The following is a 25,515-nucleotide window of genomic DNA, read 5'->3' on the forward strand; positions in this document are numbered from 1 at the left end:
TTACTCTTCGCTGAACAGGTCGCCGCCGTGCATGTCGATCATTTCCAGCGCCTTGCCGCCGCCGCGCGCCACGCAGGTCAGCGGATCTTCAGCAACAACAACTGGAATACCGGTTTCTTCCATTAACAGACGGTCAAGGTTACGCAGCAGCGCACCGCCACCGGTCAGCACCATACCGCGTTCGGAGATGTCAGACGCCAGTTCCGGCGGGCACTGTTCCAGTGCAACCATTACTGCGCTTACGATACCGGTCAGTGGTTCCTGCAGAGCTTCCAGAATCTCGTTAGAGTTCAGGGTAAAGCCGCGCGGAACGCCTTCAGCCAGGTTACGACCGCGAACTTCGATTTCGCGCACTTCGTCACCCGGATAAGCGGAACCGATCTCGTGTTTAATACGTTCTGCGGTCGCTTCACCGATCAGTGAACCGTAGTTACGACGAACATAATTAATGATGGCTTCATCGAAGCGGTCGCCGCCAATACGGACAGAAGAGGAGTAAACCACGCCGTTCAGGGAGATAACGGCAACTTCAGTGGTACCACCACCGATATCAACAACCATTGAACCGGTTGCTTCAGAGACTGGCAGACCCGCACCGATCGCGGCCGCCATCGGCTCTTCGATCAGGAACACTTCACGAGCACCTGCGCCCTGAGCGGATTCACGGATCGCACGGCGTTCAACCTGAGTTGCTCCAACCGGTACACACACCAGTACGCGCGGGCTTGGGCGCATGAAGCTATTGCTGTGCACTTGCTTGATAAAGTGCTGGAGCATTTTTTCAGTCACGAAGAAGTCAGCGATAACGCCGTCTTTCATTGGGCGAATTGCAGCGATATTGCCCGGCGTACGACCCAGCATCTGCTTCGCATCATGACCTACTGCAGCCACGCTTTTCGGCGAACCGGCACGATCCTGACGAATGGCCACAACAGAAGGCTCATTCAATACGATGCCTTGTCCTTTTACATAAATAAGGGTATTCGCGGTACCCAGGTCAATGGACAGGTCATTGGAAAACATGCCACGAAATTTTTTCAACATACTAAGGGATAATCCTGAAAGCTGGGGCGGAAAACAAAATCCGCTTACTTTACCAACCACACGCAGCAGCGACAAGGCGCAAAAATCATCTGCTACGGTGAAAATTAGTGCAGTTCGTTTCCTTTGTTACAAAACCGGCCTGAGTCCATCAGGGCTGAATAAATCAGCAGCACTCCTCGCTTTTGTTTGCAACCTGTCAAAGGTCATTCACCTGCATGTTTGCTGTTACAACCTGGCGAGCAGGCAAGCACACCCCCAGAAGGCACAGCGCGCGTTATTCTACGTGAAAACAAATTAAACGGCAGGTTAAACCGAGTATCTTTGCGAATATTTTTTCACGTTAGTGTCAAGTGGTTGTGATGCGGCAAAAAAATCCCCTTGCCCACCTGCAACTCCGCGTTCTGTCAGCGTATGCCACTCACTACGCGAACGTACGCCCGTGGCGTAAACCTGCGTGGGTGTTCCCGAACAGGCCTCCACCAGGCTTTGAACCAGAAGCTGATTTTCCGTTCGCTTATCAATGTTCCTCACCAGACTTGGATGAAGCTTCAATAACTCAACGTTAAGCTCTTTGATCCAACTGGTGCTCACCAGCGTTAACCCCGCCTGCGTAACGGCAATACGCACGCCCAGCGCATTCATCAATCTAATAACGGGCTGTAACCGGCTGATATGTTGACAGACATCTGCCTCAGCAAGTTCAATAATTATGCGTTTGCGTAATGATTTTTCGCACTGCATCAGCGTATCACGCAGCCAGCGCTGAAAACGTGGACGAATAAGCGATTCAACCGTTGTCTGCATCGCCAGATTTTCCTGCGGCCAGTAGCCCAAAAGCAGGATCAGACGGCTTATCTGCAAACGGTCATATTCTTCTGCCAGACCAAATTGCAGGACCATCGGCATATATTCCGCCGAAATGACCTCTTCGTTGCCATCAAAAATACGGCACATCAACTCCCGATGGTGCACCCGGCCTTCGCGCGTTACCGCAGGCTTTTGATAAATTCTTGGCCCACCCCGGCTGAGCATCTGTTCGATCAGCGTTCGCCAGCGTACATTGCCCCGACCTTTTTCCGGCAGCGAGTCATCATAGACCGACCAGCTATTTCCGCCCTGCAATACCGAATTCCGGGTGGCGGCTTCGGCATGATCCATTACTTGCTCCGGCGACTGACCGCTGCGGCAAACGCAAATGCCAATATGAACCATATCGGCACGATCGATCATTTTATTAGCCGGAAGTGCATCTACCGCTTTTAATAATTGCCCGGCGATGCTTTCCGCCTCTTTTAGAGTACGGTGCGGCAGCAGGATAGCAAAATCGCTACGGTGGTAGCGCGCCAGCAACGCGCCCGGATAGCGCGTCATAAAAGTCGACAACAAATTGATCAGCGTCGAGATTTGTTCTTCCGCGAGGGTGATTCCCCAGCTATCGCGCAGCAGCGTAAAGTCCGGCAGGCGCACCATCATCACGACGCCATGCGAGCCTACTTTTTCCTGATCTTCCAGCAGCGTGGCCAGTTGGTTATCAAAGAACAAGCGGTTGCTTAGCCCGGTTTTTGTATCCTGCGCGACATAGGAACGAATCAGCGTATCCAGGCGGCTGCGTTGCTCGCGGGCATTTTGAATTTCAGTCAGCAGCATATCGAGCGCACTGCTGGTACGCGCAGGCCATTCATAGACCGTTCCCCGCACGTTCGGTCCACGTTCGCCGTTCAGAATACGCGTAGAACGGATCTCCAGCAGCTCCTGACCCGAAAGCTGGCGCTGAAGCCAGCGCACAGACAAAAAGAGCATCAGAATAATGAAAGCAATGGCTATCGTGAGCGGTGCGGTGGTCAGTAGCGAATGGAAATAGTTACCCATCGGATCCTGATAAACCAGACGCAATGACATACCTGGATGCTTAACCAACGGTACGGTAATCTCGCGGTAGAGATTGTTTGTCCCTGCCGGTCGGTAGCTGCTGGTCCGTGAGTGGTCATACACCACGTTTTCGCCCTGCAACAGTTCGATGCGCACGATATCAACAGAAACCATCAGTTCATCTATTTGCGGAGTTAACGCAACGACATCTCTGGAGACCAGATGCGTATCAATCGCCGTCGCGACTGCATGAACGCGCGTGGTGAACTTATATTGAATAGCGTTGTAGAAACTCAGCGAACAGCCGATCAGAGTCACGAAGATCGTTAACCCAGTAAGCAGCGTGACAAAAGCTGAAAATTTCGTCGTTAATCGCATCCTTGTGTTAACTCCGACAGTTATGAAACAGGCCTGAAAGTGATAAATCGACTCTAAAATGCAAAACTGACCGCAAAATCCGCCAATTTATACAAACTGTGAGGGCATACTACCAAATCAGGTATATCTGGCAATTTATTGCGCTGAATCGGCATCATGTTTTGATTAGCGAGTATAGTCTTCATTATTAATTTTCCAATCCACTATACGAATTGAGGACAGGTTATGCAGGCTTTGATCTTAGAACAGCAGGACGGAAAAACCCTCGCATCCGTTCAACCCCTCGACGAAAATCAGCTACCGGAAGGCGATGTAACGGTGGATGTCCACTGGTCAAGCCTGAACTATAAAGACGCCCTGGCTATCACCGGCAAGGGAAAAATTATTCGTAATTTTCCGATGATTCCTGGTATCGATTTCGCTGGTACCGTGCGTGCAAGCGAAGATCCCCGTTTTCATGCGGGTCAGGAGGTTTTACTGACCGGTTGGGGCGTAGGTGAAAATCATTGGGGTGGACTGGCAGAACGCGCACGCGTGAAAGGCGACTGGCTGGTTGCGCTGCCAAAAGGGCTGGATGGACGTAAAGCCATGGTCATCGGTACCGCTGGCTTTACCGCCATGCTTTGCGTCATGGCGCTTGAAGATGCAGGAATTCGTCCGCAAGACGGTGAGATTGTCGTCACTGGTGCCAGCGGAGGCGTGGGCAGCACGGCCGTTGCGTTACTGCATAAACTGGGTTATCAGGTTGCGGCGGTTTCGGGTCGTGAAAGCACCCACGACTACCTGAAAAGCCTGGGCGCTAATCGTATTCTTGGCCGCGATGAATTTGCTGAATCTCGCCCGCTGGAAAAACAGCTGTGGGCTGGCGCGGTGGATACCGTTGGCGACAAAGTTCTGGCGAAAGTCCTCGCGCAGATGAACTACGGCGGCTGTGTTGCCGCCTGCGGTCTGGCGGGCGGTTTCGCTCTGCCAACCACGGTAATGCCATTCATTCTGCGTAACGTTCGTTTGCAAGGAGTGGACTCGGTGATGACCCCGCCGACACGCCGTGCAGAAGCCTGGGCGCGTCTGGTTAAGGATCTGCCGGAATCGTTCTATGCTCAGGCTGCAACGGAAATTACGCTGGCGGATGCGCCGAAGTTCGCCGATGCCATCATCAATAACCAGGTGCAAGGCCGTACGCTGGTGAAGGTGAAGTAACAGACCCTGGCGCAGAAATTTACACTTAATTAACGAAATTTCGCGGCACATCTACAGACTCCCTGCCATATTAACTACGCGTCCCCTGTCAGTTATGACGCGTAAGCCGGGAGTCTGTTATGAAGAAATTACGTCTATTTACAGAAGCCGACGTCACTGACGAGTCGGCTTTTTTTATGCAGCGTCGCCATGTGCTGAAAGCATTAGGGATCAGCGCAGCCGCGTTGTCTTTACCCCACTCTGCGCAGGCTGACCTTCTGAGTTGGTTTAAGGGTAATGACCGCCCGCCCGCGACCGCGGGAAAGCCGCTTGATTTCAGCAAGCCCGCCGCCTGGCAAAATTCGCTTCCTTTAACCCCAGCGGATAAAGTTTCTGGCTACAACAACTTCTATGAATTCGGTCTCGACAAAGCGGATCCGGCAGCCAACGCGGGTAGCCTGAAAACCGATCCGTGGACATTAAAAATCAGTGGTGAGGTCGCCAAACCACTCACTCTCGATCACGATACCTTGACCACCCGTTTCCCGCTGGAGCAACGGATTTACCGCATGCGCTGCGTGGAAGCCTGGTCAATGGTCGTGCCGTGGATTGGCTTTCCGTTACATAAACTGTTGGCGCAGGTAGAACCCACCAGCAATGCGAAGTATGTCGCGTTCGAAACGCTGTACGCACCGGAAGAAATGCCAGGACAAAAAGATCGCTTTATTGGCGGCGGGCTGAAGTATCCCTATGTTGAAGGGTTGCGCCTGGATGAAGCAATGCACCCACTCACACTGCTTACCGTGGGGGTTTATGGTAAGGCCCTTCCGCCACAAAATGGCGCGCCCATTCGCTTAATTGTGCCGTGGAAATATGGATTTAAAGGCATTAAGTCGATCGTGAGTATCAAACTCACACGCGAACGCCCTCCGACAACCTGGAATCTGGCCGCACCCAATGAATACGGGTTTTATGCCAACGTGAATCCGCATGTCGATCATCCCCGCTGGTCCCAGGCCACAGAGCGTTTTATTGGCGCTGGCGGTATTCTGGACGTACAGCGTCAGCCCACGCTGATGTTTAACGGCTATGCCGAAGAGGTTGCGTCACTGTATCGCGGACTCAATTTGCAGGAGAATTTTTAAGTGCGACTGACCGCAAAGCACATTACCGGGCTGAAAGTTTGCCTGCATCTTGCCGGTTTTTTGCCGTTTATCTGGCTATTTTGGGCGATAAATCACGGCGGTCTGAGCGCCGATCCGGTCAAAGATATCCAGCACTTTACCGGTAGGACAGCTCTGAAATTCTTGCTGGCAACCTTGCTGGTCTCTCCACTCGCGCGCTACGCTAAACAGCCATTATTGATACGCACACGTCGCCTGTTAGGGCTATGGTGTTTCGCCTGGGCAACACTGCATTTAACCAGCTACGCGTTACTGGAACTGGGCATTAATAATCTGTCGTTGTTAGGGCGGGAATTAATTACGCGGCCTTATTTAACCTTGGGCATTGTCAGTTGGGTCATATTATTCGCCCTCACCTTAACGTCCACGCAGGCTGCACAGCGAAAGCTGGGTAAAAACTGGCAGTATTTGCATAACTTCGTCTATCTTGTGGCGATCCTGGCACCCATACATTATCTGTGGTCGGTAAAAATTATCTCCCCTCAACCGATTATTTATGCAGCGCTCGCTGCGGTGCTGTTAGCGTGCCGTTACAAGAAGTTTCGCCAGTGGTGGCGGTAGTTTCACGATATGTGCAGTGCGTTGCAAAACACGGACGATCCGATTTTCTTTACATGTTAACGGTTGATTATCTTCCCTGATAAGACCAGTATTTAGCTGCCAATTGCTACGAAATAGTTATAATGTGCGACTTTGCTATCCCCGGTAGCGTTTTTAAGGCGCTGAAAGGGTGACAATCGCATATTGAAGGTATATTTTGTCTTTTACCCGAAAATGGCAGAAGATAGCCGCACAATGACTAACAAGTCTGGCAATCTCACTTAATGGCAGCAGCACCCAGTGCAGCGCCTGAGATGCGTGGCATCTTGTCACTCACTGTTATAAAAATGCTATACAGACGGCGGTAAAACGCCTGTCACAATCTCACTAAACAAAGAGTACGGAACCCACTCATGGATATTCGTAAGATTAAAAAACTGATCGAGCTGGTTGAAGAATCAGGCATCTCCGAACTGGAAATTTCTGAAGGCGAAGAATCTGTACGCATCAGCCGTGCAGCGCCAGCTGCAAGTTTTCCGATGATGCAACAGGCTTATGCTGCACCAGTGATGCAGCAACCAGCTCTGTCTAACGCTGTCGCACAAACTGCCTCTCCAAGTATGGAAGCTCCGGCAGCAGCGGAAATCAGTGGTCACATCGTACGCTCCCCAATGGTTGGTACGTTCTACCGCACCCCGAGCCCGGATGCTAAAGCGTTCATCGAAATCGGACAGAAAGTGAATGCGGGCGATACCCTGTGCATCGTTGAAGCCATGAAAATGATGAACCAGATCGAAGCCGACAAATCCGGCGTAGTTAAAGCGATTCTGGTAGAAAGTGGTCAACCGGTAGAATTTGACGAGCCGCTGGTCGTCATCGAATAACGAGGCGAACATGTTGGATAAAATTGTTATCGCCAACCGCGGCGAGATTGCCCTGCGTATTCTTCGTGCCTGTAAAGAACTGGGCATCAAGACTGTCGCTGTGCATTCAAGTGCGGATCGCGATTTAAAACACGTATTGCTGGCGGATGAGACGGTCTGTATCGGCCCGGCTCCGTCCGTAAAAAGCTATCTGAACATCCCGGCTATCATCAGCGCCGCTGAAATCACCGGCGCGGTGGCAATTCACCCGGGCTATGGCTTCCTCTCTGAGAACGCCAACTTTGCTGAGCAGGTAGAGCGTTCTGGCTTTATCTTCATCGGCCCGAAAGCCGACACCATCCGCCTGATGGGCGACAAAGTGTCTGCAATCACCGCGATGAAGAAAGCGGGCGTACCGACAGTCCCAGGCTCTGACGGCCCGCTGGGCGATGACATGGACGCTAACCGCGCTCATGCTAAACGCATCGGCTACCCGGTTATCATCAAAGCCTCCGGCGGCGGCGGCGGTCGCGGTATGCGCGTCGTGCGCAGCGATGCCGAACTGGCACAATCCATCTCCATGACCAAAGCGGAAGCAAAAGCCGCTTTCAATAACGACATGGTCTACATGGAGAAATACCTGGAAAACCCACGCCACATTGAAATTCAGGTGCTGGCTGACGGTCAGGGTAACGCGATTTATCTGGCAGAACGTGACTGCTCCATGCAGCGTCGTCACCAGAAAGTTGTCGAAGAAGCACCAGCGCCGGGCATTACCCCGGAACTGCGTCGCTACATCGGCGAGCGTTGCGCCAAAGCGTGTGTTGATATCGGCTATCGCGGGGCGGGTACTTTCGAGTTCCTGTTCGAAAACGGCGAGTTCTACTTCATTGAGATGAACACCCGTATTCAGGTTGAACACCCGGTAACCGAAATGATCACCGGCGTTGATCTGATCAAAGAGCAGCTGCGCATCGCAGCGGGTCAACCCCTGTCCATCAAGCAGGACGAAGTTGTGGTTAAAGGCCATGCGGTAGAATGCCGTATCAACGCCGAAGACCCGAACACCTTCCTGCCAAGCCCGGGTAAAATCACGCGTTTTCACGCGCCGGGTGGCTTTGGTGTGCGTTGGGAGTCTCATATTTACGCAGGCTACACCGTACCTCCGTACTATGACTCAATGATCGGTAAGCTGATCTGCTATGGCGAAAACCGCGACGTCGCTATCGCCCGTATGAAAAACGCATTGCAGGAACTGATCATCGACGGTATCAAAACCAACGTTGACCTGCAGATCCGTATCATGAATGACGAGCACTTCCAGCACGGTGGAACCAATATCCACTACCTGGAGAAAAAACTCGGACTTCAGGAAAAGTAAGCGTGCGTTAACCGAAAAGGCCGGAAATTCCGGCCTTTTGTTTTTCTCCCCTCCCGCACGTGCCATAAGGTACAATCCCCGCTTTCTTTATCCACAAGGGACAAAAAATGGACGCTCGTTTTGTTCAGGCCCATAAAGAGGCGCGCTGGGCGCTGTGGCTAACCCTTTTATATCTGGTCACATGGTTAGTGGCCGCTTACTTACCAGATTCAACGCTGGGTTTTACCGGCTTACCGCACTGGTTCGAAATGGCCTGCCTGCTAACGCCGCTGGTTTTTATCGTGCTGTGCTGGGCGATGGTGAAGTTTATCTATCGCGACATTCCGTTGGAGGATGACGATGCAGCTTGAAGTTATTTTTCCGCTGGTCGCCTATCTTCTGGTGGTCTTCGGTCTCTCAGTTTATGCCATGCGCAAGAGATCGACCGGTACCTTCCTGAATGAATATTTCCTCGGCAGCCGCTCCATGGGCGGCGTCGTGTTAGCGATGACGCTAACGGCAACCTACATTAGCGCCAGCTCGTTTATTGGCGGTCCTGGTGCCGCTTACAAATACGGACTGGGATGGGTGCTGCTAGCGATGATCCAGTTGCCCGCCGTATGGCTCTCATTGGGGATTCTTGGTAAGAAATTCGCCATTCTGGCACGCCGTTATAATGCTGTTACCCTCAACGATATGCTATTTGCACGCTACCAGAGCCGCCTGCTGGTATGGCTGGCAAGCCTCAGCCTGTTGGTCGCGTTTGTCGGGGCAATGACCGTACAGTTTATTGGCGGCGCACGTTTGCTGGAAACCGCAGCGGGTATCCCCTACGAAACCGGTCTGCTGATTTTTGGCGTCAGCATCGCGTTATACACGGCGTTCGGCGGCTTTCGCGCCAGCGTGTTGAACGACACCATGCAGGGCATGGTGATGCTGATTGGTACTATCGTTTTGCTGGTCGGCGTTGTTCATGCTGCCGGTGGCCTCAGCAATGCGGTGGTAACCCTGCAGACTATCGATCCTAAACTGGTTTCGCCGCAGGGCGCTGATGACATTTTGTCACCCACGTTTATGACCTCATTCTGGGTGCTGGTATGCTTTGGCGTGATTGGCCTGCCGCATACGGCGGTACGCTGTATCTCTTATAAAGATAGTAAAGCGGTACACCGCGGCATTATCATCGGCACCATCGTGGTGGCGATTCTGATGTTTGGTATGCATCTGGCGGGCGCTCTGGGACGGGCGGTAATCCCTGACCTGACGGTACCGGATCTGGTAATCCCTACGCTGATGGTCAAAGTCCTGCCGCCGGTCGCTGCCGGGATCTTCCTCGCCGCACCTATGGCTGCGATTATGTCGACGATCAATGCCCAATTGTTGCAAAGCTCCGCTACGATTATTAAGGATCTGTACCTGAACCTTCGCCCGGAACAGCTGGAAAACGAAACCCGGCTGAAACGCATGTCGGCAGTGATTACCCTGCTGCTGGGCGCGTTACTGTTGCTGGCCGCCTGGAAACCGCCAGAGATGATTATTTGGCTTAATCTGCTGGCGTTTGGCGGGCTGGAAGCCGTCTTCCTGTGGCCTCTGGTGCTGGGCCTCTATTGGGAGCGGGCAAACGCGTCAGGCGCATTGAGCGCGATGATTGTCGGCGGCGTGCTTTATGCTCTACTCGCCACCTTTAACGTTCAGTTCCTGGGCTTCCACCCAATCGTGCCCTCGTTACTGATAAGCTTGCTGGCTTTCCTGATAGGCAACCGTTTCGGTTCCGCCGTCCCGCAAGCCGCCATATTGACTACTGATAAATAAAGAGTTTTGCCATGCCATGGATCCAACTGAAACTGAACACGACCGGTGCCAACGCTGAAGAGTTGAGCGATGCGCTGATGGAAGCGGGCTCCGTTTCCATTACTTTCCAGGATACGCATGATACGCCGGTGTTTGAACCTCTGCCGGGCGAGACTCGCCTGTGGGGTGATACCGACGTTATCGGCTTGTTCGATGCAGAAACCGACATGAAAGAAGTAGTTGCTATCCTGGAACAGCATCCGCTGCTGGGTGAAGGCTTCGCGCATAAAATCGAACAACTCGAAGACAAAGACTGGGAACGCGAATGGATGGATAACTTCCACCCGATGCGCTTTGGTGAACGTCTGTGGATTTGCCCAAGCTGGCGCGATGTCCCGGATGAGAATGCTGTCAACGTGATGCTGGACCCGGGTCTGGCGTTTGGTACAGGCACGCACCCCACTACCTCTCTGTGCCTGCAATGGCTGGACGGTCTTGATCTTAACGGTAAAACGGTTATCGACTTTGGCTGCGGCTCCGGCATTCTTGCTATTGCGGCACTGAAGCTGGGTGCGGCGAAAGCCATTGGCGTGGATATCGATCCGCAAGCGATTCAGGCCAGCCGTGATAACGCCCAGCGTAATGGTGTTTCTGAGCGTCTGGAGCTTTATCTGCCGAAAGACCAGCCAGAGGCGATGAAAGCCGACGTGGTGGTCGCCAACATCCTTGCTGGCCCATTACGTGAACTGGCTCCGTTAATCAGCGTACTGCCCGTTGAGGGCGGTTTGCTGGGGCTTTCTGGTATTCTTGCCAGCCAGGCGGAAAGCGTCTGTGAAGCCTATGCCGATCTCTTTACGCTCGATCCGGTTATCGAGAAAGAAGAGTGGTGTCGCATTACCGGCCAGAAAAAATAATCCCTTCCGGCGTGGTTATCTGACCACGCCATTTTCAGACAATTGACCAGCATACCGACACTTTCCTCAGCGATATAATAATCAATTGATTTTGTTATTTTTTATATTGATTCTCGTTGAGTAAACGTATGCGTTTCAACTGTTTTACAACAACTTTGCTGGCAGCATGCATGATGCCACTGACCACGCTGGCCGTACCATGGGGATATACCGAAGAAAACGGCCCCGCACGGTGGGGAGAAATCAGCAAAGCGTATGCAACGTGCCAGACAGGCATAAACCAATCCCCCATAGACATCCAGACCACCACAACCAGTAAACTCGGTCTCCCCGCGCTGAACATGCAGTACGTCGATGGCCCAACCAGATTTCGGAGCATTAACCATACGTTGCAAGCAACGATGAGTAGCTACGCATCTAATTCTATTGAAATTGATGAAACGCTTTATTATTTAAAACAATTTGATTTTCATGCCCCGAGCGAACATACCCTCAACGGTAAAACCTATCCGCTGGAGCTGCAGCTGGTCCACAAAAATCAATCCGGAGACATCGCTATCGTGGCGGTTATGTTTGAGATCGGCGAGCCAAACCAGGCGATTCAAAATTTGTGGGAGTCCTTTCCAACCATGGAGGACAGCAGCATGGCCATCTTCTCGCCGGTCGATATCCACCAGCTTTTACCCGACAATAAAACCTACTGGCGCTACCGTGGTTCGTTAACAACGCCTCCCTGCACCGAAGGCGTCACCTGGACTATCCTGAAAACGCCTGTTGCTCTTTCTGCCGAACAAATGGATAAATTCCACTACATTGTTGGGCCAGCAAACAATCGCCCGCTGCAGCCGTTGAATGAACGCAAGATTACGGACAGCTATTCTGGGGATACCGAGATCCTGTACTAAAATGAGGTAGCGATCACACAATGACGAGGTAATTTGCTGATTAATTCAGCAGAATATCTTGTCAGTACCGTCTGCAGCTGAAGAAAAAATGAGAAGTTACGCAAAATTATATGTGTATATAAAATCGACACATTTTTATAATGCGATGATTTATATGATTAAATATTTTCATGCGTTCACATTTACGGCAATTCATTGATCCACCTCAGTGGATTGGTCAAAGTTTGGCCTTTCATCTCGTGCGAAAAATGCGTAATATACGCCGCCTTGCAGTCACAGTATGGTCATTTCTTAACTCATGCGCATCGGACAATACCAGCTCAGAAATCGCCTGATCGCAGCACCTATGGCTGGCATCACTGACAGACCATTCAGGACGCTGTGCTATGAGATGGGAGCAGGATTGACAGTATCCGAGATGATGTCTTCTAACCCGCAGGTTTGGGAAAGTGACAAGTCTCGTTTACGGATGGTGCACGTTGATGAGCCAGGAATTCGCACGGTGCAAATTGCCGGTAGCGACCCTGTTGAGATGGCCGATGCCGCACGTATTAACGTGGAAAGCGGCGCCCAGATTATTGATATCAATATGGGGTGTCCGGCTAAAAAAGTGAATCGCAAGCTCGCAGGTTCAGCCCTCTTGCAGTACCCGGATTTAGTGAAATCGATACTAACCGAGGTCGTCAATGCAGTGGACGTTCCTGTCACACTCAAGATTCGCACCGGCTGGGCTCCGGAACACCGTAACTGCGTAGAGATTGCCCAACTGGCTGAAGACTGTGGCATTCAGGCTCTGACCATTCATGGACGCACCCGCGCCTGTTTGTTCAATGGAGATGCTGAGTACGACAGTATTCGGGCAGTTAAGCAGAAAGTTTCCATTCCGATTATCGCGAATGGCGACATTACTGACCCGCATAAAGCCAGAGCTGTACTCGACTATACGGGGGCGGATGCCCTGATGATAGGACGTGCAGCTCAGGGAAGACCCTGGATCTTTCGGGAAATCCAGCATTATCTGGACACTGGGGAGCTGCTGCCCCCGCTGCCTCTGGCAGAGGTGAAGCGCTTGCTTTGTGCGCATATTCGGGAACTGCACGACTTTTATGGTCAGGCAAAAGGGTACCGAATTGCGCGTAAACACGTATCCTGGTATCTCCAGGAACACGCTCCGGATGACCAGTTTCGGCGCACATTCAACGCCATTGAAGATTCCAGCGAACAGCTGGCGGCGTTGGAGGCATACTTCGAAAATTTTGCGTAAACAGAAATAAAGAGCTGACAGAACTATGTTCGAACAACGCGTAAATTCTGACGTACTGACCGTTTCTACCGTTAACTCTCAGGACCAGGTAACTCAAAAGCCCCTGCGTGACTCGGTTAAACAGGCACTGAAGAACTATTTTGCTCAATTGAATGGTCAGGATGTGAATGATCTCTATGAGCTGGTACTGGCTGAAGTAGAACAGCCCCTGTTGGACATGGTGATGCAATACACCCGCGGTAACCAGACCCGTGCTGCCCTGATGATGGGCATCAACCGTGGTACGCTGCGTAAAAAACTGAAAAAATACGGCATGAACTGATACTAATCAGTTAAATGTTTGTTTTAAAAGGCGCTACTCGGCATGGGGAAGCGCCTTTTTTATTGACGTCACACGGGAGGCTTTGGCGATGAACGCGAGATGTGAACCTGTCTATTTTGGCGATGAATCTAAAAAGATAATCCTGGGTGACGCACTAACTGAACTGAAAAAACTGCCGTCTGAAAGCGTTGAACTCATTTTTGCTGACCCTCCTTATAACATCGGGAAAGACTTTGACGGGATGGTTGAATCCTGGGACGAAGAGACCTTTCTGGCGTGGTTGTTTGAGTGCATCGACGAGTGCCATCGCATCCTCAAACCACACGGCACCATGTACATCATGAACAGTACGGAGAACATGCCGTACATTGACCTCAAATGCCGCCCGCTTTTTACCATCAAGAGTCGTATCGTGTGGTCATACGATAGCTCAGGGGTACAGGCCAAAAATTACTTTGGTTCGATGTATGAACCGATCCTGATGATGGTAAAAGATCAGAAAAACTACACATTTAATCGTGACGATATTCTGGTTGAAGCCAAAACTGGCGCTAAACGCGCGCTAATAGACTACAGAAAAAACCCGCCGCAGCCCTACAATCAGAAAAAAGTGCCGGGCAATGTCTGGGAGTTCCCACGCGTACGCTATCTGATGGACGAATACGAAAACCACCCCACCCAGAAACCCAAAGCCCTCCTGGAGCGTATAATTCTGGCGTCCTCGAACCCAGATGACAAGGTACTCGATCCGTTCGCCGGCAGCTTCACCACCGGAGCTACCGCCGTGGAATTGGGTCGCAAGTTTGTCGGGATTGAGATCAATACTGAATACGTAAAAATGGGGCTCAGAAGACTGAGTATCGGTTCTCATTTTTCAGAAATTGAGCTTGCCAAGGTGAAAAAACGTAAGACAAAAAACCTGTCTAAAAAGAGTCGATTGACGGCAAAGAGTGGCGATCTTTCAACAAAGTAAAGGCATTGTAAGTCTGCTTTTCAGCTTAAAAATTTCGTGTATATTCCCTGCACGCTTGGGCATGAATACACAGGGTTTAGGAATGATTCGCAAGTATTGGTGGCTGGTTGTTTTTGCGGTCTTCGTTTTTCTTTTTGATGCGCTGCTCATCCAATGGATAGAGCTGATGACAACAGAGCACGACAAGTGCCGGAATATGAACTCAGTGAATCCCCTTAAGCTGGTCAACTGCGTCGACCTCGAATAGCACCTCAGGTAATGCTTCGACAGCCGTCAGCCTCTGGCGGTAAAAACTATCCGACCTGGTTTTCACTCTGCATTAATTGCATAACGCTACCGTCTGGGCTTAACATTTTTAGTACATTATCAACTAATACTGGAGCTTGCCCATATAGATCATAACTCACTGGATTCATTAACCAGTTTTTTATAATTCCGCTAAAACTACCGTGCAGAATAATGATGATGACATCTAAATCAAGAGTGGTGGCAATCAGATTGTCATCTACACACTTTTGCAGGGAATCACGAATGCTTTGATGACTGATACCTATTTTATCGCGAATAGCCTGCTCAGATATCATATCGTTATGAAATTCGCACTTATGATATAAAATCTGCATTAATGCCTGCTGACGAGGGTTCTCTGCAATATATTGTAACCCCACCACAAACTTTTCTCGCAATCGCTGTAGAGGGTTATCACCCCAACGACCAATTAGCTTGTCCTGAATAAGATCGCGTAAAGGTGGTTGTTGTAACCATAGCTCATTAAACAGTTGAGTTTTATTTTCGAAATGCCAATAGAGCGCGCCACGCGTCACGCTAGCAGCATCCGCAATGTCGTTTAGCGTCGTATTGCTTACGCCACGTGCGGCAAACTGTACAATCGCCGTTTCTATCAGGTGCTGCCGCGTTTTGAGGGCATCAGCTTTCGTTTTTCTGGCCATGGTTCCGACTGTCTGAGGTAGAGTAGAGAATGATTAACTTTCTTATCTAATATTTGCGACACGGAACAAATGTATCACTTAGCATTTATTTAAACGAGTTCTAAAAAATATTATTACGGACTTTGCACACGAATAAACAAAACGAATACCAACAAACAATATATTCACAAACCAAATACTTATTTCAACTTGTGTTTATGCGAATCATAGTATTGCTATTAACACCACAATGAAACAGCTGTCGATTAATCTTTTTTTGCTTTTATGTGCCGTGAACCCCGCCCATAAATAAGTATTGCTTACATCGCAAGCTAATAATTTGTAGGATAGCCAACTATTATTTTTTCTTGTGCGCGTTATCACCCCTATTGTTACTCGGTTAATAACGAGCGTTCGGTTTTTTAAGGAATAGAAATGACGAAAAATGCCAGGTTTTCACTCCTGCCCTCATTCATCATCATCTCCGCTGCATTACTCGCCGGTTGTAACGATCAGGGAGAAACACAAGCACATCCCGCAGAGCCGCAGGTGACTGTCCATGTCGTCGAAAAGGCCCCTTTAGCCGTGACGACCGAATTACCCGGACGCACCACAGCATTTCGTATTGCAGAAGTCCGTCCTCAGGTTAGTGGAATTGTACTTAAACGGAATTTCACTGAGGGAAGCGATATTGAAGCCGGGCAGTCACTTTATCAGATCGATCCCGCGACTTATCAGGCTGACTATGACAGCGCCAAAGGTGAACTGGCGAAGAGTGAAGCGGCGGCTGCAATCGCGCATTTAACGGTGAAACGCTATGTGCCGTTGGTTGGCACCAAGTACATCAGCCAGCAAGAGTACGATCAGGCAATTGCTGATGCTCGTCAGGCCGATGCCTCCGTGATCGCAGCAAAAGCGGCGGTCGAAAGCGCGCGTATCAATCTGGCCTACACCAAAGTGACATCGCCAATTAGCGGACGCATCGGTAAATCCAACGTCACCGAAGGTGCATTAGTCACGAATGGCCAGGCTACAGAGCTTGCTACCGTTCAACAGCTCGATCCCATTTACGTCGACGTGACACAGTCCAGTAACGACTTTATGCGCCTCAAACAGTCCGTTGAACAAGGGAGTCTGCATAAAGACAGCGCCAGCAGTACTGTCGAACTGGTGATGGAAAATGGTCAGTCATACCCGCTAAAAGGCTCTTTGCAGTTTTCTGATGTGACGGTTGATGAAAGCACCGGCTCAATCACCCTCAGAGCCGTATTCCCTAACCCACAGCACACGCTGTTGCCGGGCATGTTTGTGCGCGCACGCATTGATGAAGGCGTCCAGCCGAATGCCATTCTCGTTCCGCAGCAGGGGGTAACGCGTACTCCTCGCGGTGATGCCACCGTAATGGTCGTTAACGACAAGAGTCAGGTTGAGTCTCGCGCAGTCGTTGCCGCACAAGCTATTGGTGACAAGTGGCTCATCAGCGAAGGCCTGCAACCGGGTGACAAAGTTATCGTGAGCGGCTTACAGAAAGCACGTCCAGGCGTTCAGGTTAAAGCAACCGCCGATACCGAAACCCCTGCCACGAAAGCCCAATAAGGTAACCGGACATGGCTAACTTTTTTATCAGGCGTCCTATCTTTGCCTGGGTATTGGCTATCATTCTGATGATGGCGGGTGCTCTGGCAATCATGCAACTGCCCGTGGCACAGTACCCGACCATTGCGCCTCCTGCGGTCGCCATTTCTGCCACCTACCCTGGTGCAGATGCACAGACGGTTCAGGATACAGTCACACAGGTTATCGAACAGAATATGAATGGTATCGATAACCTGATGTATATGTCCTCCACCAGCGACTCGGCCGGAAGTGTGACTATTACACTGACTTTCCAGTCCGGTACCGATCCCGATATCGCGCAAGTGCAGGTGCAAAATAAACTGCAGCTCGCCACTCCGTTACTGCCGCAAGAAGTTCAGCAGCAAGGGATCAGCGTTGAGAAATCCAGCAGCAGCTTTTTGATGGTTGCGGGTTTTGTTTCTGACAACCCACAAACCACACAGGATGACATTTCCGACTACGTCGCTTCGAACGTTAAAGACTCAATCAGCCGTCTGAATGGCGTGGGTGACGTGCAGCTGTTTGGTGCACAGTACGCCATGCGCATCTGGCTGGATGCAAACTTATTGAACAAATATCAGCTCACGCCGGTTGATGTGATCAATCAGTTGAAGGTACAGAACGATCAGATTGCCGCAGGTCAGTTAGGGGGTACGCCTGCATTACCTAACCAGCAGCTGAACGCCTCTATCATTGCGCAAACGCGACTGAAAGACCCTGAAGAGTTCGGCAAAGTGACGTTACGCGTGAACAGCGATGGCTCGGTTGTTCACCTGAAAGACGTCGCGCGTATCGAGTTAGGCGGGGAAAACTACAACGTCGTGGCGCGTATTAACGGTAAGCCTGCATCCGGCCTTGGGATCAAGCTGGCAACCGGGGCAAACGCGCTGGATACTGCTAACGCGATTAAAGCCAAGCTGGTTGAACTGCAGCCATTCTTCCCACAGGGAATGAAGGTGGTCTACCCGTACGACACGACGCCGTTTGTGACCATCTCCATTCATGAAGTGGTAAAAACGTTGTTTGAAGCGATCGTGCTGGTGTTCCTGGTCATGTATTTGTTCCTGCAAAACATCCGGGCAACGCTCATTCCAACCATCGCCGTACCTGTCGTATTGTTGGGCACATTTGCCGTGCTTGCTGCGTTTGGCTACTCAATAAACACCCTGACGATGTTCGGCATGGTACTCGCCATCGGTCTATTGGTCGATGATGCGATAGTGGTGGTGGAAAACGTAGAACGCGTGATGATGGAGGATCATCTGCCGCCCAAAGAGGCGACGGAAAAATCAATGTCACAAATACAGGGAGCACTGGTTGGTATTGCCATGGTGCTGTCTGCGGTATTTATCCCGATGGCCTTCTTTGGCGGTTCAACCGGGGCTATCTATCGGCAATTTTCCATCACCATCGTTTCCGCCATGGCGCTTTCAGTACTGGTCGCGCTGATCCTGACTCCCGCACTTTGTGCAACGTTGCTGAAGCCCGTATCAGCTGAACATCACGAGAAAAGAAGCGGTTTCTTTGGCTGGTTCAATGCCAAATTCGATCACAGCGTCAATCACTACACCAATAGCGTCAGCGGTATTGTGCGTAAAACTGGGCGTTACCTGGTCGTCTACCTGATAATCGTCATCGGGATGGCTGTGCTGTTTATGCGCCTGCCAACCTCCTTCCTGCCAGAGGAAGATCAGGGCGTCTTCCTGACGATGATTCAACTTCCTGCAGGCGCCACGCAAGAGCGAACCCAGAAAGTGCTGGATCAGGTCACCCACTACTACCTGAATAACGAGAAAGCCAACGTCGAAAGCGTCTTTACGGTTAACGGCTTTAGCTTCAGCGGCCAGGGGCAAAACTCAGGGATGGCGTTCGTCAGCCTCAAGCCCTGGGAAGAACGTAGCGGTAACGAAAATAACGTTGAATCAATTATCGCCCGCGCTACCCGAGCGTTTAGTCAGATTCGTGATGGTCTGGTGTTCCCTTTCAACATGCCAGCCATCGTTGAACTGGGTACCGCGACGGGCTTCGACTTCGAGCTGATTGATCAGGGCGGGTTGGGGCATGCTGCGCTAACCCAGGCACGTAACCAACTGCTGGGCATGGTTGCCAAACACCCTGACCTGCTGGTTCGTGTGCGTCCAAACGGGCTCGAGGATACCGCACAGTTCAAGCTGGATGTCGATCAGGAGAAAGCGCAAGCGCTTGGTGTCTCACTGTCTGATATCAACGAAACCATCTCAGCTGCGCTGGGCGGCTATTACGTCAATGACTTCATTGACCGTGGTCGCGTGAAAAAAGTGTACGTACAAGCCGATGCCAAATTCCGTATGTTACCGGAGGACATCAATAATCTGTATGTCCGTAGCGCCAATGGCGAAATGGTTCCGTTCTCCACGTTCAGTTCCGCACACTGGATCTACGGCTCACCGCGCCTGGAGCGCTATAACGGTATGCCTTCTATGGAACTGCTGGGAGAAGCAGCGCCTGGCAGAAGTACCGGTGAAGCAATGGCGCTAATGGAAAGCCTGGCGGAAAAACTGCCAAACGGTATTGGTCATGACTGGACGGGGATGTCCTATCAGGAACGACTGTCGGGTAACCAGGCTCCTGCGCTGTATGCCATCTCGCTAATCGTTGTCTTCCTTTGCCTTGCCGCATTGTATGAAAGCTGGTCTATTCCTTTCTCGGTGATGCTGGTTGTACCGCTCGGTGTTGTGGGCGCATTGTTAGCAGCATCACTGCGTGGGATGAATAACGATGTGTATTTCCAGGTTGGCTTACTAACCACAATCGGCCTCTCGGCTAAGAACGCCATCCTGATCGTCGAGTTTGCCAAAGACCTGATGGATAAAGAAGGCAAGGGGTTGATTGAAGCGACGCTGGAGGCATCGCGCATGCGTCTTCGTCCTATCCTGATGACATCCCTGGCCTTTATTCTGGGGGTTATGCCTCTGGTTATCAGTCACGGTGCAGGTAGTGGTGCGCAGAATGCGGTCGGTACCGGTGTTATGGGAGGAATGCTGACCGCAACATTGTTGGCTATCTTCTTCGTCCCCGTCTTCTTTGTTGTCGTAAGACGGCGTTTTAGTCGGCACAACGATTAATTTGTAAAATAAAGGCGTCTACGGGCGCCTTTTTCACCTACGATGCTCCTCTTTATTTATTAGTAAGATAGCCATTTATTTCATTTAAACTATCCCTCTAAACTCGCCTGCAGCCTTTCTTTTTATCCATTATTTTTACAATCCACATGAATTGAGATTATTCCTCATGTCAGTCCTTTTTTAAGAAGTGGTAAAATAATCGCCGAGTTCGCAGATGGCTTAGCGTTTGTCTTTGCTTAATTAGCGAAACGCTTATTTTGAGGTAACACCATGAAAAGATTAATATCCGTTGCACTGCTTACCGCATTCCTGTCTGGCTGTGCACACGATTCTCCTTGCGTACCTGTATACGACGATCAGGGACGCCTTGTTCATACCAATACCTGTATGAAAGGCACCACCCAGGATAACTGGGAAACAGCCGGAGCCATCGCCGGTGGTGCTGCAGCCGTTGCCGGACTGACGCTTGGGATTGTCGCCCTGACCAAATAAATCATCTTAAAAGCGCGGTTATTACCGCGCTTTTAGCAATAAGCATAAAATCTGCATATAAGACAAAACGTTGCTTAATAGAACCTGACATGTAATAAAATTATTATAGATTTCACTCACACATCCGCGATTTGAAATTAGCATTTTTTCTGTTTTTCGTAACACCACATTTTCTTTTCATTATTCTCACGTCATTAATATTAACGCCAGAAATCGTTATCACGCGTCCTGTCTGATTTTTAAATTTTTTGCGCCGAAATGTGGCTTACGTTTCAATTTTGCACCACTTCAGGGCGCTGCATTTATTTTTTCCTGTCTACACTCTGCATATTGCGTCGAATAATCAGGCGCAAAAAACTGGCACTACCTTTGCTTAAAAGAGTATGGCCAAAGCCACAGACAGGTAAAAGACGTTTTCAGAACGTTTCCATAACAATAATTCCTCCACACAGGATGCTCTATGAAAAAGATGATAATCGCCAGCCTGGCTGCGGCCGGTGTGCTGCTTGCTGTTGCAAATCAGGCACATGCCGGCGCAACACTTGATGCCGTAAAGAAAAAAGGGTTTGTGCAATGTGGGATCAGCGACGGCTTGCCTGGCTTTTCTTACGCCGATGCAAGCGGCAAGTTCTCGGGTATTGATGTTGATGTATGTCGTGGCGTTGCCTCCGCCGTATTTGGCGATGATAGCAAAGTAAAATATACCCCGCTCACCGCCAAGGAACGCTTTACCGCATTACAGTCTGGTGAAGTCGACATGCTCTCTCGTAATACCACGTGGACCTCTTCTCGTGATGCCGGTATGGGCATGTCCTTCACTGGTGTAACGTATTACGACGGCATTGGCTTTCTTACCCACAATAAAGCAGGCCTGAAGAGCGCTAAAGAGCTGGATGGTGCAACGGTCTGTATTCAGGCGGGAACCGATACCGAACTAAACGTGGCCGACTACTTTAAAGCCAACAAGATGAAGTACACCCCTGTCACCTTTGACCGTTCGGATGAATCAGCCAAAGCTCTGGAATCTGGACGTTGTGATACGCTGGCTTCCGACCAGTCTCAGCTGTATGCCCTACGCATCAAGCTGAGCAATCCTGCGGAATGGATCGTCCTGCCAGAAGTTATTTCTAAAGAACCGCTGGGACCTGTCGTACGTCGCGGGGACGATGAGTGGTTCTCCATTGTTCGCTGGACACTGTTCGCCATGCTAAATGCGGAAGAAATGGGTGTTAACTCGAAAAACGTCGATGAAAAAGCGGCTAATCCAGCAACACCGGATATGGCACACCTGTTGGGTAAAGAAGGGGATTATGGCAAGGATCTGAAGCTTGATAACAAATGGGCCTACAACATTATCAAGCAAGTTGGTAACTATTCGGAGATCTTTGAACGTAACGTTGGATCGGAAAGTCCGCTGAAGATCAAACGTGGACAGAACAACCTCTGGAATAACGGTGGCATTCAGTATGCGCCACCGGTGCGCTAATGCGTAGTGATGTAACGGGCGCCGCAACTGCGGCGCTCAGCCCAGAGTCATAGTTACTGAGGTTTTCTTATGTTCCATCGCCGCTCAACCGTAAAAGGATCGTTATCCTTTTCTAACCCTGCGGTCCGCGCCTGGTTATTTCAAATACTCGCCGTCATTGCGGTTATCAGCATTGCGGTCTATCTCATTCATAACACGATAAATAACCTGAACAATAGCGGTATTACCTCGGGGTTTTCTTTTCTCGATCGCAGCGCCGGATTTGGCATTGTCCAGCATCTGATCGATTACGAGCAAGGCGATACGTATGGTCGTGTCTTTGTGGTCGGCCTGCTCAATACGCTGTTAGTTTCAGCACTGTGCATTGTTTTCGCATCAATTCTCGGTTTCTTTCTCGGGCTGGCACGCCTGTCAGATAACTGGTTATTGCGAAAGCTCTCGACGATCTACATCGAAACGTTCCGCAATATACCGCCGCTGCTGCAGATCTTCTTCTGGTATTTCGCCGTATTACGTAATCTGCCCGGCCCACGCCAGGCCGTTAACGCGCTGGATTTGATGTTCCTGAGTAACCGGGGGCTCTATATTCCGTCCCCGCAAATGGGAGAAGGTTTTTTTGCCTTTTGTACCGCTGTCGTTATCGCTATCGTCGTCACCATCGGATTATTTCGCTTCAACAGAATGCATCAGACCAAAACCGGTCAGCTACGTCGGACCTGGCCCACGGCTCTGGCGTTGATCGTACTTTTACCGGTGATTTCACAGTGGATGTTTGGCGCTGCGCTTCACTGGGATATTCCCGCGCTCCGTGGTTTTAACTTCCGTGGCGGTATGGTGCTTATTCCTGAACTGGCGGCACTGACTCTGGCGCTTTCGGTATATACCTCGGCATTTATTGCAGAAATTATTCGGGCGGGCATTCAGGCCGTTCCTTACGGCCAACATGAAGCCGCACGCTCGCTGGGTCTGCCAAATCCGGTGACGCTACGCCAGGTAATCATTCCACAGGCGCTACGCGTCATCATTCCCCCACTGACCAGCCAGTACCTGAATATCGTCAAGAACTCTTCTCTTGCAGCCGCCATTGGCTACCCGGACATGGTTTCACTGTTTGCCGGCACGGTACTCAATCAAACAGGGCAAGCCATTGAAACGATCGCCATCACTATGTCGGTATACCTGATCATCAGTCTGAGTATTTCTTTGCTGATGAATATTTATAACCGCCGTATTGCACTGATTGAGCGCTAAGGAGCCATGATGACAAAAGCACTGCTGTCTCACCCCTCGCGCCAGCGCAGCAATCCGGCAAGCCGCAGTCTACTCTGGGTGCGTAAAAACCTGTTCTCCAGCTGGTCAAATAGCCTGCTCACCCTGCTATGCGTATGGCTGATTTGGTCATTTCTCCCGCCACTATTGAACTGGGTATTCTTTCAGGCCAACTGGGTCGGTTCTACCCGGGCAGACTGTACCAAAGCCGGAGCCTGCTGGGTGTTCATCCATGAACGCTTCGGGCAATTCATGTATGGGCTTTATCCACACGATCAGCGTTGGCGTGTAAATCTGGCCCTGATAATTGGTCTGGTTTCTATTGTTCCGATGTTCTGGAAAACCATTCCCCACCGAGGCCGTTATATCGCCATCTGGGCAGTCATATATCCGATAGTCGTCTGGTGGCTGATGTACGGTGGTTTTTTCGGGCTTGAACGCGTAGAAACCCGGCAGTGGGGTGGATTAACACTGACGCTTATTATTGCATCCGTGGGGATTGCAGGCGCGCTTCCATGGGGTATTTTACTGGCGTTGGGACGTCGTTCCCATATGCCAGTCGTGCGGGTTTTATCCGTCATTTTCATTGAGTTCTGGCGCGGTGTACCGTTGATTACCGTTCTGTTTATGTCCTCGGTCATGCTTCCTCTGTTTATGTCCGAAGGAACCAGTATCGACAAGCTTATCCGGGCGCTGGTCGGCGTTATTCTTTTCCAGTCGGCCTATGTCGCAGAAGTGGTTCGCGGAGGGCTACAGGCCCTACCGAAAGGTCAGTATGAGGCCGCGGAATCACTGGCGCTAGGGTACTGGAAAACTCAGGGGCTGGTCATTCTTCCGCAAGCCCTCAAGCTGGTTATCCCTGGTCTGGTTAACACGATTATCGCCCTGTTCAAGGATACCAGCCTGGTCATCATCATCGGTCTGTTTGATCTCTTCAGTAGCGTACAGCAGGCAACTGTGGACCCTGCGTGGCTGGGTATGTCGACAGAAGGATATGTTTTCGCTGCACTGATTTACTGGATCTTCTGTTTCAGTATGTCGCGTTACAGCCAACATCTGGAAAAACGTTTTAACACCGGGCGTACACCGCACTGAGGAATTTATGAGCCAATTATTAATGCCGTCTACCGACGCGATGATTACGCTGGAAAACGTCAACAAATGGTACGGACAGTTTCATGTCCTGAAAAACATCAACCTGAAGGTAAAACAGGGAGAGCGCATCGTATTATGCGGGCCTTCCGGTTCGGGTAAATCGACAACTATCCGCTGTATTAACCATCTGGAAGAACATCAGCAAGGACGCATAGTAGTGGATGGGATTGAGCTCAATGAAGACGTCCGCAATATTGAGCGCGTCCGACAAGAAGTTGGCATGGTCTTTCAGCACTTTAATCTCTTTCCTCATTTAACTGTCTTGCAAAACTGCACGCTGGCACCTATCTGGGTGCAAAAGATGCCGAAAAAAGAGGCTGAAGTACTGGCAATGCACTACCTTGAGCGGGTCCGCATTGCCGAACATGCACATAAATATCCCGGGCAAATCTCTGGTGGACAACAACAGCGCGTGGCCATTGCACGCTCGCTGTGTATGAAACCCAAAATCATGTTATTTGATGAACCCACATCAGCGTTGGATCCTGAAATGGTAAAAGAAGTGCTGGATACCATGATAGGTCTGGCGCAATCGGGCATGACCATGCTATGTGTAACCCATGAAATGGGCTTTGCCCGCACAGTAGCTGACCGGGTGATCTTTATGGATCTTGGCGAGATTGTGGAACAGGCACCACCGGATGAGTTTTTTGCTCACCCCAAATCGGAACGCACTCGCGCGTTTTTATCGCAGGTTATTCATTAAATATATATATGCCGGATACAGTTCCGGCTGATTTCCGCGTATAAATGCAAAAAGGCCATCCTTTCGGATGGCCTTTTCACTTATTTGATGTCTGGCAGTTCCCTACTCTCGCATGGGGAGACCCCACACTACCATCGGCGCTACGGCGTTTCACTTCTGAGTTCGGCATGG

24 protein-coding genes and 1 rRNA gene are annotated in these 25,515 nt (G+C 50.6%); 21 read left to right on the top strand and 4 right to left on the bottom strand.

Going from position 1 to position 25,515, the window contains the following annotated elements:
- On the bottom strand, positions 1–1,044 hold the full coding sequence (gene mreB / locus OGY08_RS14155) for a rod shape-determining protein MreB (RefSeq protein ID WP_000913396.1): 1,044 nt from the start codon (positions 1,042–1,044) through the stop codon (positions 1–3).
- Here mreB and OGY08_RS14160 point away from each other — a divergent pair.
- The gene (locus tag OGY08_RS14160; protein ID WP_153752135.1) at positions 1,022–1,342 is read left to right on the top strand and encodes a hypothetical protein; all 321 of its coding nucleotides are present in this window, start codon (positions 1,022–1,024) and stop codon (positions 1,340–1,342) included. The two genes, mreB and OGY08_RS14160, sit on opposite strands and share 23 nt — an antisense overlap.
- Before the next feature lie 8 nt (positions 1,343–1,350).
- Here the strand turns inward: OGY08_RS14160 and csrD are convergent, their stop codons facing one another.
- Positions 1,351–3,291 (bottom strand): RNase E specificity factor CsrD, encoded by a 1,941-nt coding sequence (csrD, locus tag OGY08_RS14165; protein ID WP_048215442.1) that lies wholly within the window; start codon positions 3,289–3,291, stop codon positions 1,351–1,353.
- Between the two features lie 225 nt (positions 3,292–3,516).
- On the opposite strand from csrD, the gene acuI reads away from it, so the two are divergent.
- The 13 genes from acuI (at position 3,517) to OGY08_RS14230 (ending at position 14,833) form a co-directional block, all read left to right on the top strand.
- Positions 3,517–4,491, top strand: a complete 975-nt coding sequence (acuI, locus tag OGY08_RS14170) for an acrylyl-CoA reductase (NADPH) (protein WP_008785963.1) — start codon at positions 3,517–3,519, stop codon at positions 4,489–4,491.
- Between the two features lie 119 nt (positions 4,492–4,610).
- Positions 4,611–5,615, top strand: a complete 1,005-nt coding sequence (msrP, locus tag OGY08_RS14175; protein ID WP_125362920.1) for a protein-methionine-sulfoxide reductase catalytic subunit MsrP — start codon at positions 4,611–4,613, stop codon at positions 5,613–5,615.
- Positions 5,616–6,215, top strand: coding sequence for a protein-methionine-sulfoxide reductase heme-binding subunit MsrQ (gene msrQ / locus OGY08_RS14180; RefSeq protein WP_125362919.1), 600 nt, complete (start codon positions 5,616–5,618; stop codon positions 6,213–6,215).
- 392 nt (positions 6,216–6,607) lie between these two features.
- Positions 6,608–7,078 (top strand): acetyl-CoA carboxylase biotin carboxyl carrier protein, encoded by a 471-nt coding sequence (gene accB, locus OGY08_RS14185; protein WP_003025210.1) that lies wholly within the window; start codon positions 6,608–6,610, stop codon positions 7,076–7,078.
- Positions 7,079–7,088: 10 nt separating this feature from the next.
- Positions 7,089–8,438 (top strand): acetyl-CoA carboxylase biotin carboxylase subunit, encoded by a 1,350-nt coding sequence (accC, locus tag OGY08_RS14190; RefSeq protein WP_003828838.1) that lies wholly within the window; start codon positions 7,089–7,091, stop codon positions 8,436–8,438.
- Positions 8,439–8,545: 107 nt separating this feature from the next.
- Entirely contained in the window at positions 8,546–8,788 is a 243-nt protein-coding gene (locus OGY08_RS14195) for a YhdT family protein (protein ID WP_003828839.1), read from the top strand.
- Positions 8,778–10,229, top strand: coding sequence for a sodium/pantothenate symporter (gene panF, locus OGY08_RS14200; protein ID WP_020996361.1), 1,452 nt, complete (start codon positions 8,778–8,780; stop codon positions 10,227–10,229). The genes OGY08_RS14195 and panF overlap by 11 nt, the downstream gene beginning before the upstream one ends.
- Positions 10,230–10,240: 11 nt before the next feature.
- Positions 10,241–11,122, top strand: a complete 882-nt coding sequence (prmA, locus tag OGY08_RS14205; protein WP_003025221.1) for a 50S ribosomal protein L11 methyltransferase — start codon at positions 10,241–10,243, stop codon at positions 11,120–11,122.
- A gap of 170 nt (positions 11,123–11,292) precedes the next feature.
- Positions 11,293–12,027 carry a carbonic anhydrase gene (locus OGY08_RS14210; protein WP_286565917.1) on the top strand — a complete coding sequence of 245 codons (735 nt, stop codon included), beginning with the start codon at positions 11,293–11,295 and terminating at the stop codon, positions 12,025–12,027.
- Positions 12,028–12,325: 298 nt separating this feature from the next.
- On the top strand, positions 12,326–13,291 hold the full coding sequence (gene dusB / locus OGY08_RS14215) for a tRNA dihydrouridine synthase DusB (RefSeq protein ID WP_008785970.1): 966 nt from the start codon (positions 12,326–12,328) through the stop codon (positions 13,289–13,291).
- A gap of 25 nt (positions 13,292–13,316) precedes the next feature.
- Complete coding sequence (gene fis, locus OGY08_RS14220) at positions 13,317–13,613, top strand: DNA-binding transcriptional regulator Fis (RefSeq protein WP_000462905.1); 297 nt, start codon at positions 13,317–13,319, stop codon at positions 13,611–13,613.
- A gap of 88 nt (positions 13,614–13,701) precedes the next feature.
- On the top strand, positions 13,702–14,586 hold the full coding sequence (gene yhdJ, locus OGY08_RS14225) for an adenine-specific DNA-methyltransferase (protein WP_032945161.1): 885 nt from the start codon (positions 13,702–13,704) through the stop codon (positions 14,584–14,586).
- Positions 14,587–14,668: 82 nt separating this feature from the next.
- On the top strand, positions 14,669–14,833 hold the full coding sequence (locus OGY08_RS14230; RefSeq protein WP_003025279.1) for a DUF2556 family protein: 165 nt from the start codon (positions 14,669–14,671) through the stop codon (positions 14,831–14,833).
- A gap of 46 nt (positions 14,834–14,879) precedes the next feature.
- Here the strand turns inward: OGY08_RS14230 and envR are convergent, their stop codons facing one another.
- Positions 14,880–15,536, bottom strand: coding sequence for an acrEF/envCD operon transcriptional regulator (envR, locus tag OGY08_RS14235; protein WP_048225757.1), 657 nt, complete (start codon positions 15,534–15,536; stop codon positions 14,880–14,882).
- 414 nt (positions 15,537–15,950) lie between these two features.
- Here envR and OGY08_RS14240 point away from each other — a divergent pair, with 414 nt between their 5' ends.
- The 7 genes from OGY08_RS14240 to OGY08_RS14270 all read left to right on the top strand — a co-directional run bounded on the left by OGY08_RS14240 (position 15,951) and on the right by OGY08_RS14270 (position 25,344).
- Entirely contained in the window at positions 15,951–17,111 is a 1,161-nt protein-coding gene (locus OGY08_RS14240) for an efflux RND transporter periplasmic adaptor subunit (protein WP_032945162.1), read from the top strand.
- Between the two features lie 11 nt (positions 17,112–17,122).
- Positions 17,123–20,236, top strand: coding sequence for an efflux RND transporter permease subunit (locus OGY08_RS14245; RefSeq protein WP_008785975.1), 3,114 nt, complete (start codon positions 17,123–17,125; stop codon positions 20,234–20,236).
- Between the two features lie 270 nt (positions 20,237–20,506).
- Positions 20,507–20,728: a lipoprotein gene (locus tag OGY08_RS14250; protein WP_125362917.1), complete on the top strand. Its 222-nt coding sequence runs from the start codon at positions 20,507–20,509 to the stop codon at positions 20,726–20,728.
- Positions 20,729–21,188: 460 nt separating this feature from the next.
- Entirely contained in the window at positions 21,189–22,214 is a 1,026-nt protein-coding gene (locus tag OGY08_RS14255) for an amino acid ABC transporter substrate-binding protein (RefSeq protein WP_008785976.1), read from the top strand.
- A gap of 69 nt (positions 22,215–22,283) precedes the next feature.
- Positions 22,284–23,465, top strand: a complete 1,182-nt coding sequence (locus OGY08_RS14260; RefSeq protein ID WP_079934965.1) for an amino acid ABC transporter permease — start codon at positions 22,284–22,286, stop codon at positions 23,463–23,465.
- Between the two features lie 9 nt (positions 23,466–23,474).
- Complete coding sequence (locus tag OGY08_RS14265) at positions 23,475–24,578, top strand: amino acid ABC transporter permease (RefSeq protein ID WP_063941628.1); 1,104 nt, start codon at positions 23,475–23,477, stop codon at positions 24,576–24,578.
- Between the two features lie 7 nt (positions 24,579–24,585).
- Entirely contained in the window at positions 24,586–25,344 is a 759-nt protein-coding gene (locus tag OGY08_RS14270) for an amino acid ABC transporter ATP-binding protein (RefSeq protein WP_125362916.1), read from the top strand.
- 89 nt (positions 25,345–25,433) lie between these two features.
- On the opposite strand, the gene rrf is transcribed toward OGY08_RS14270, so the two are convergent.
- A 5S ribosomal RNA gene (rrf, locus tag OGY08_RS25315) occupies positions 25,434–25,515 on the bottom strand; the annotation flags it as partial.

Source organism: Citrobacter sp. Cpo069 (genome assembly GCF_030332785.1).
Classification (GTDB): domain Bacteria; phylum Pseudomonadota; class Gammaproteobacteria; order Enterobacterales; family Enterobacteriaceae; genus Citrobacter; species Citrobacter portucalensis.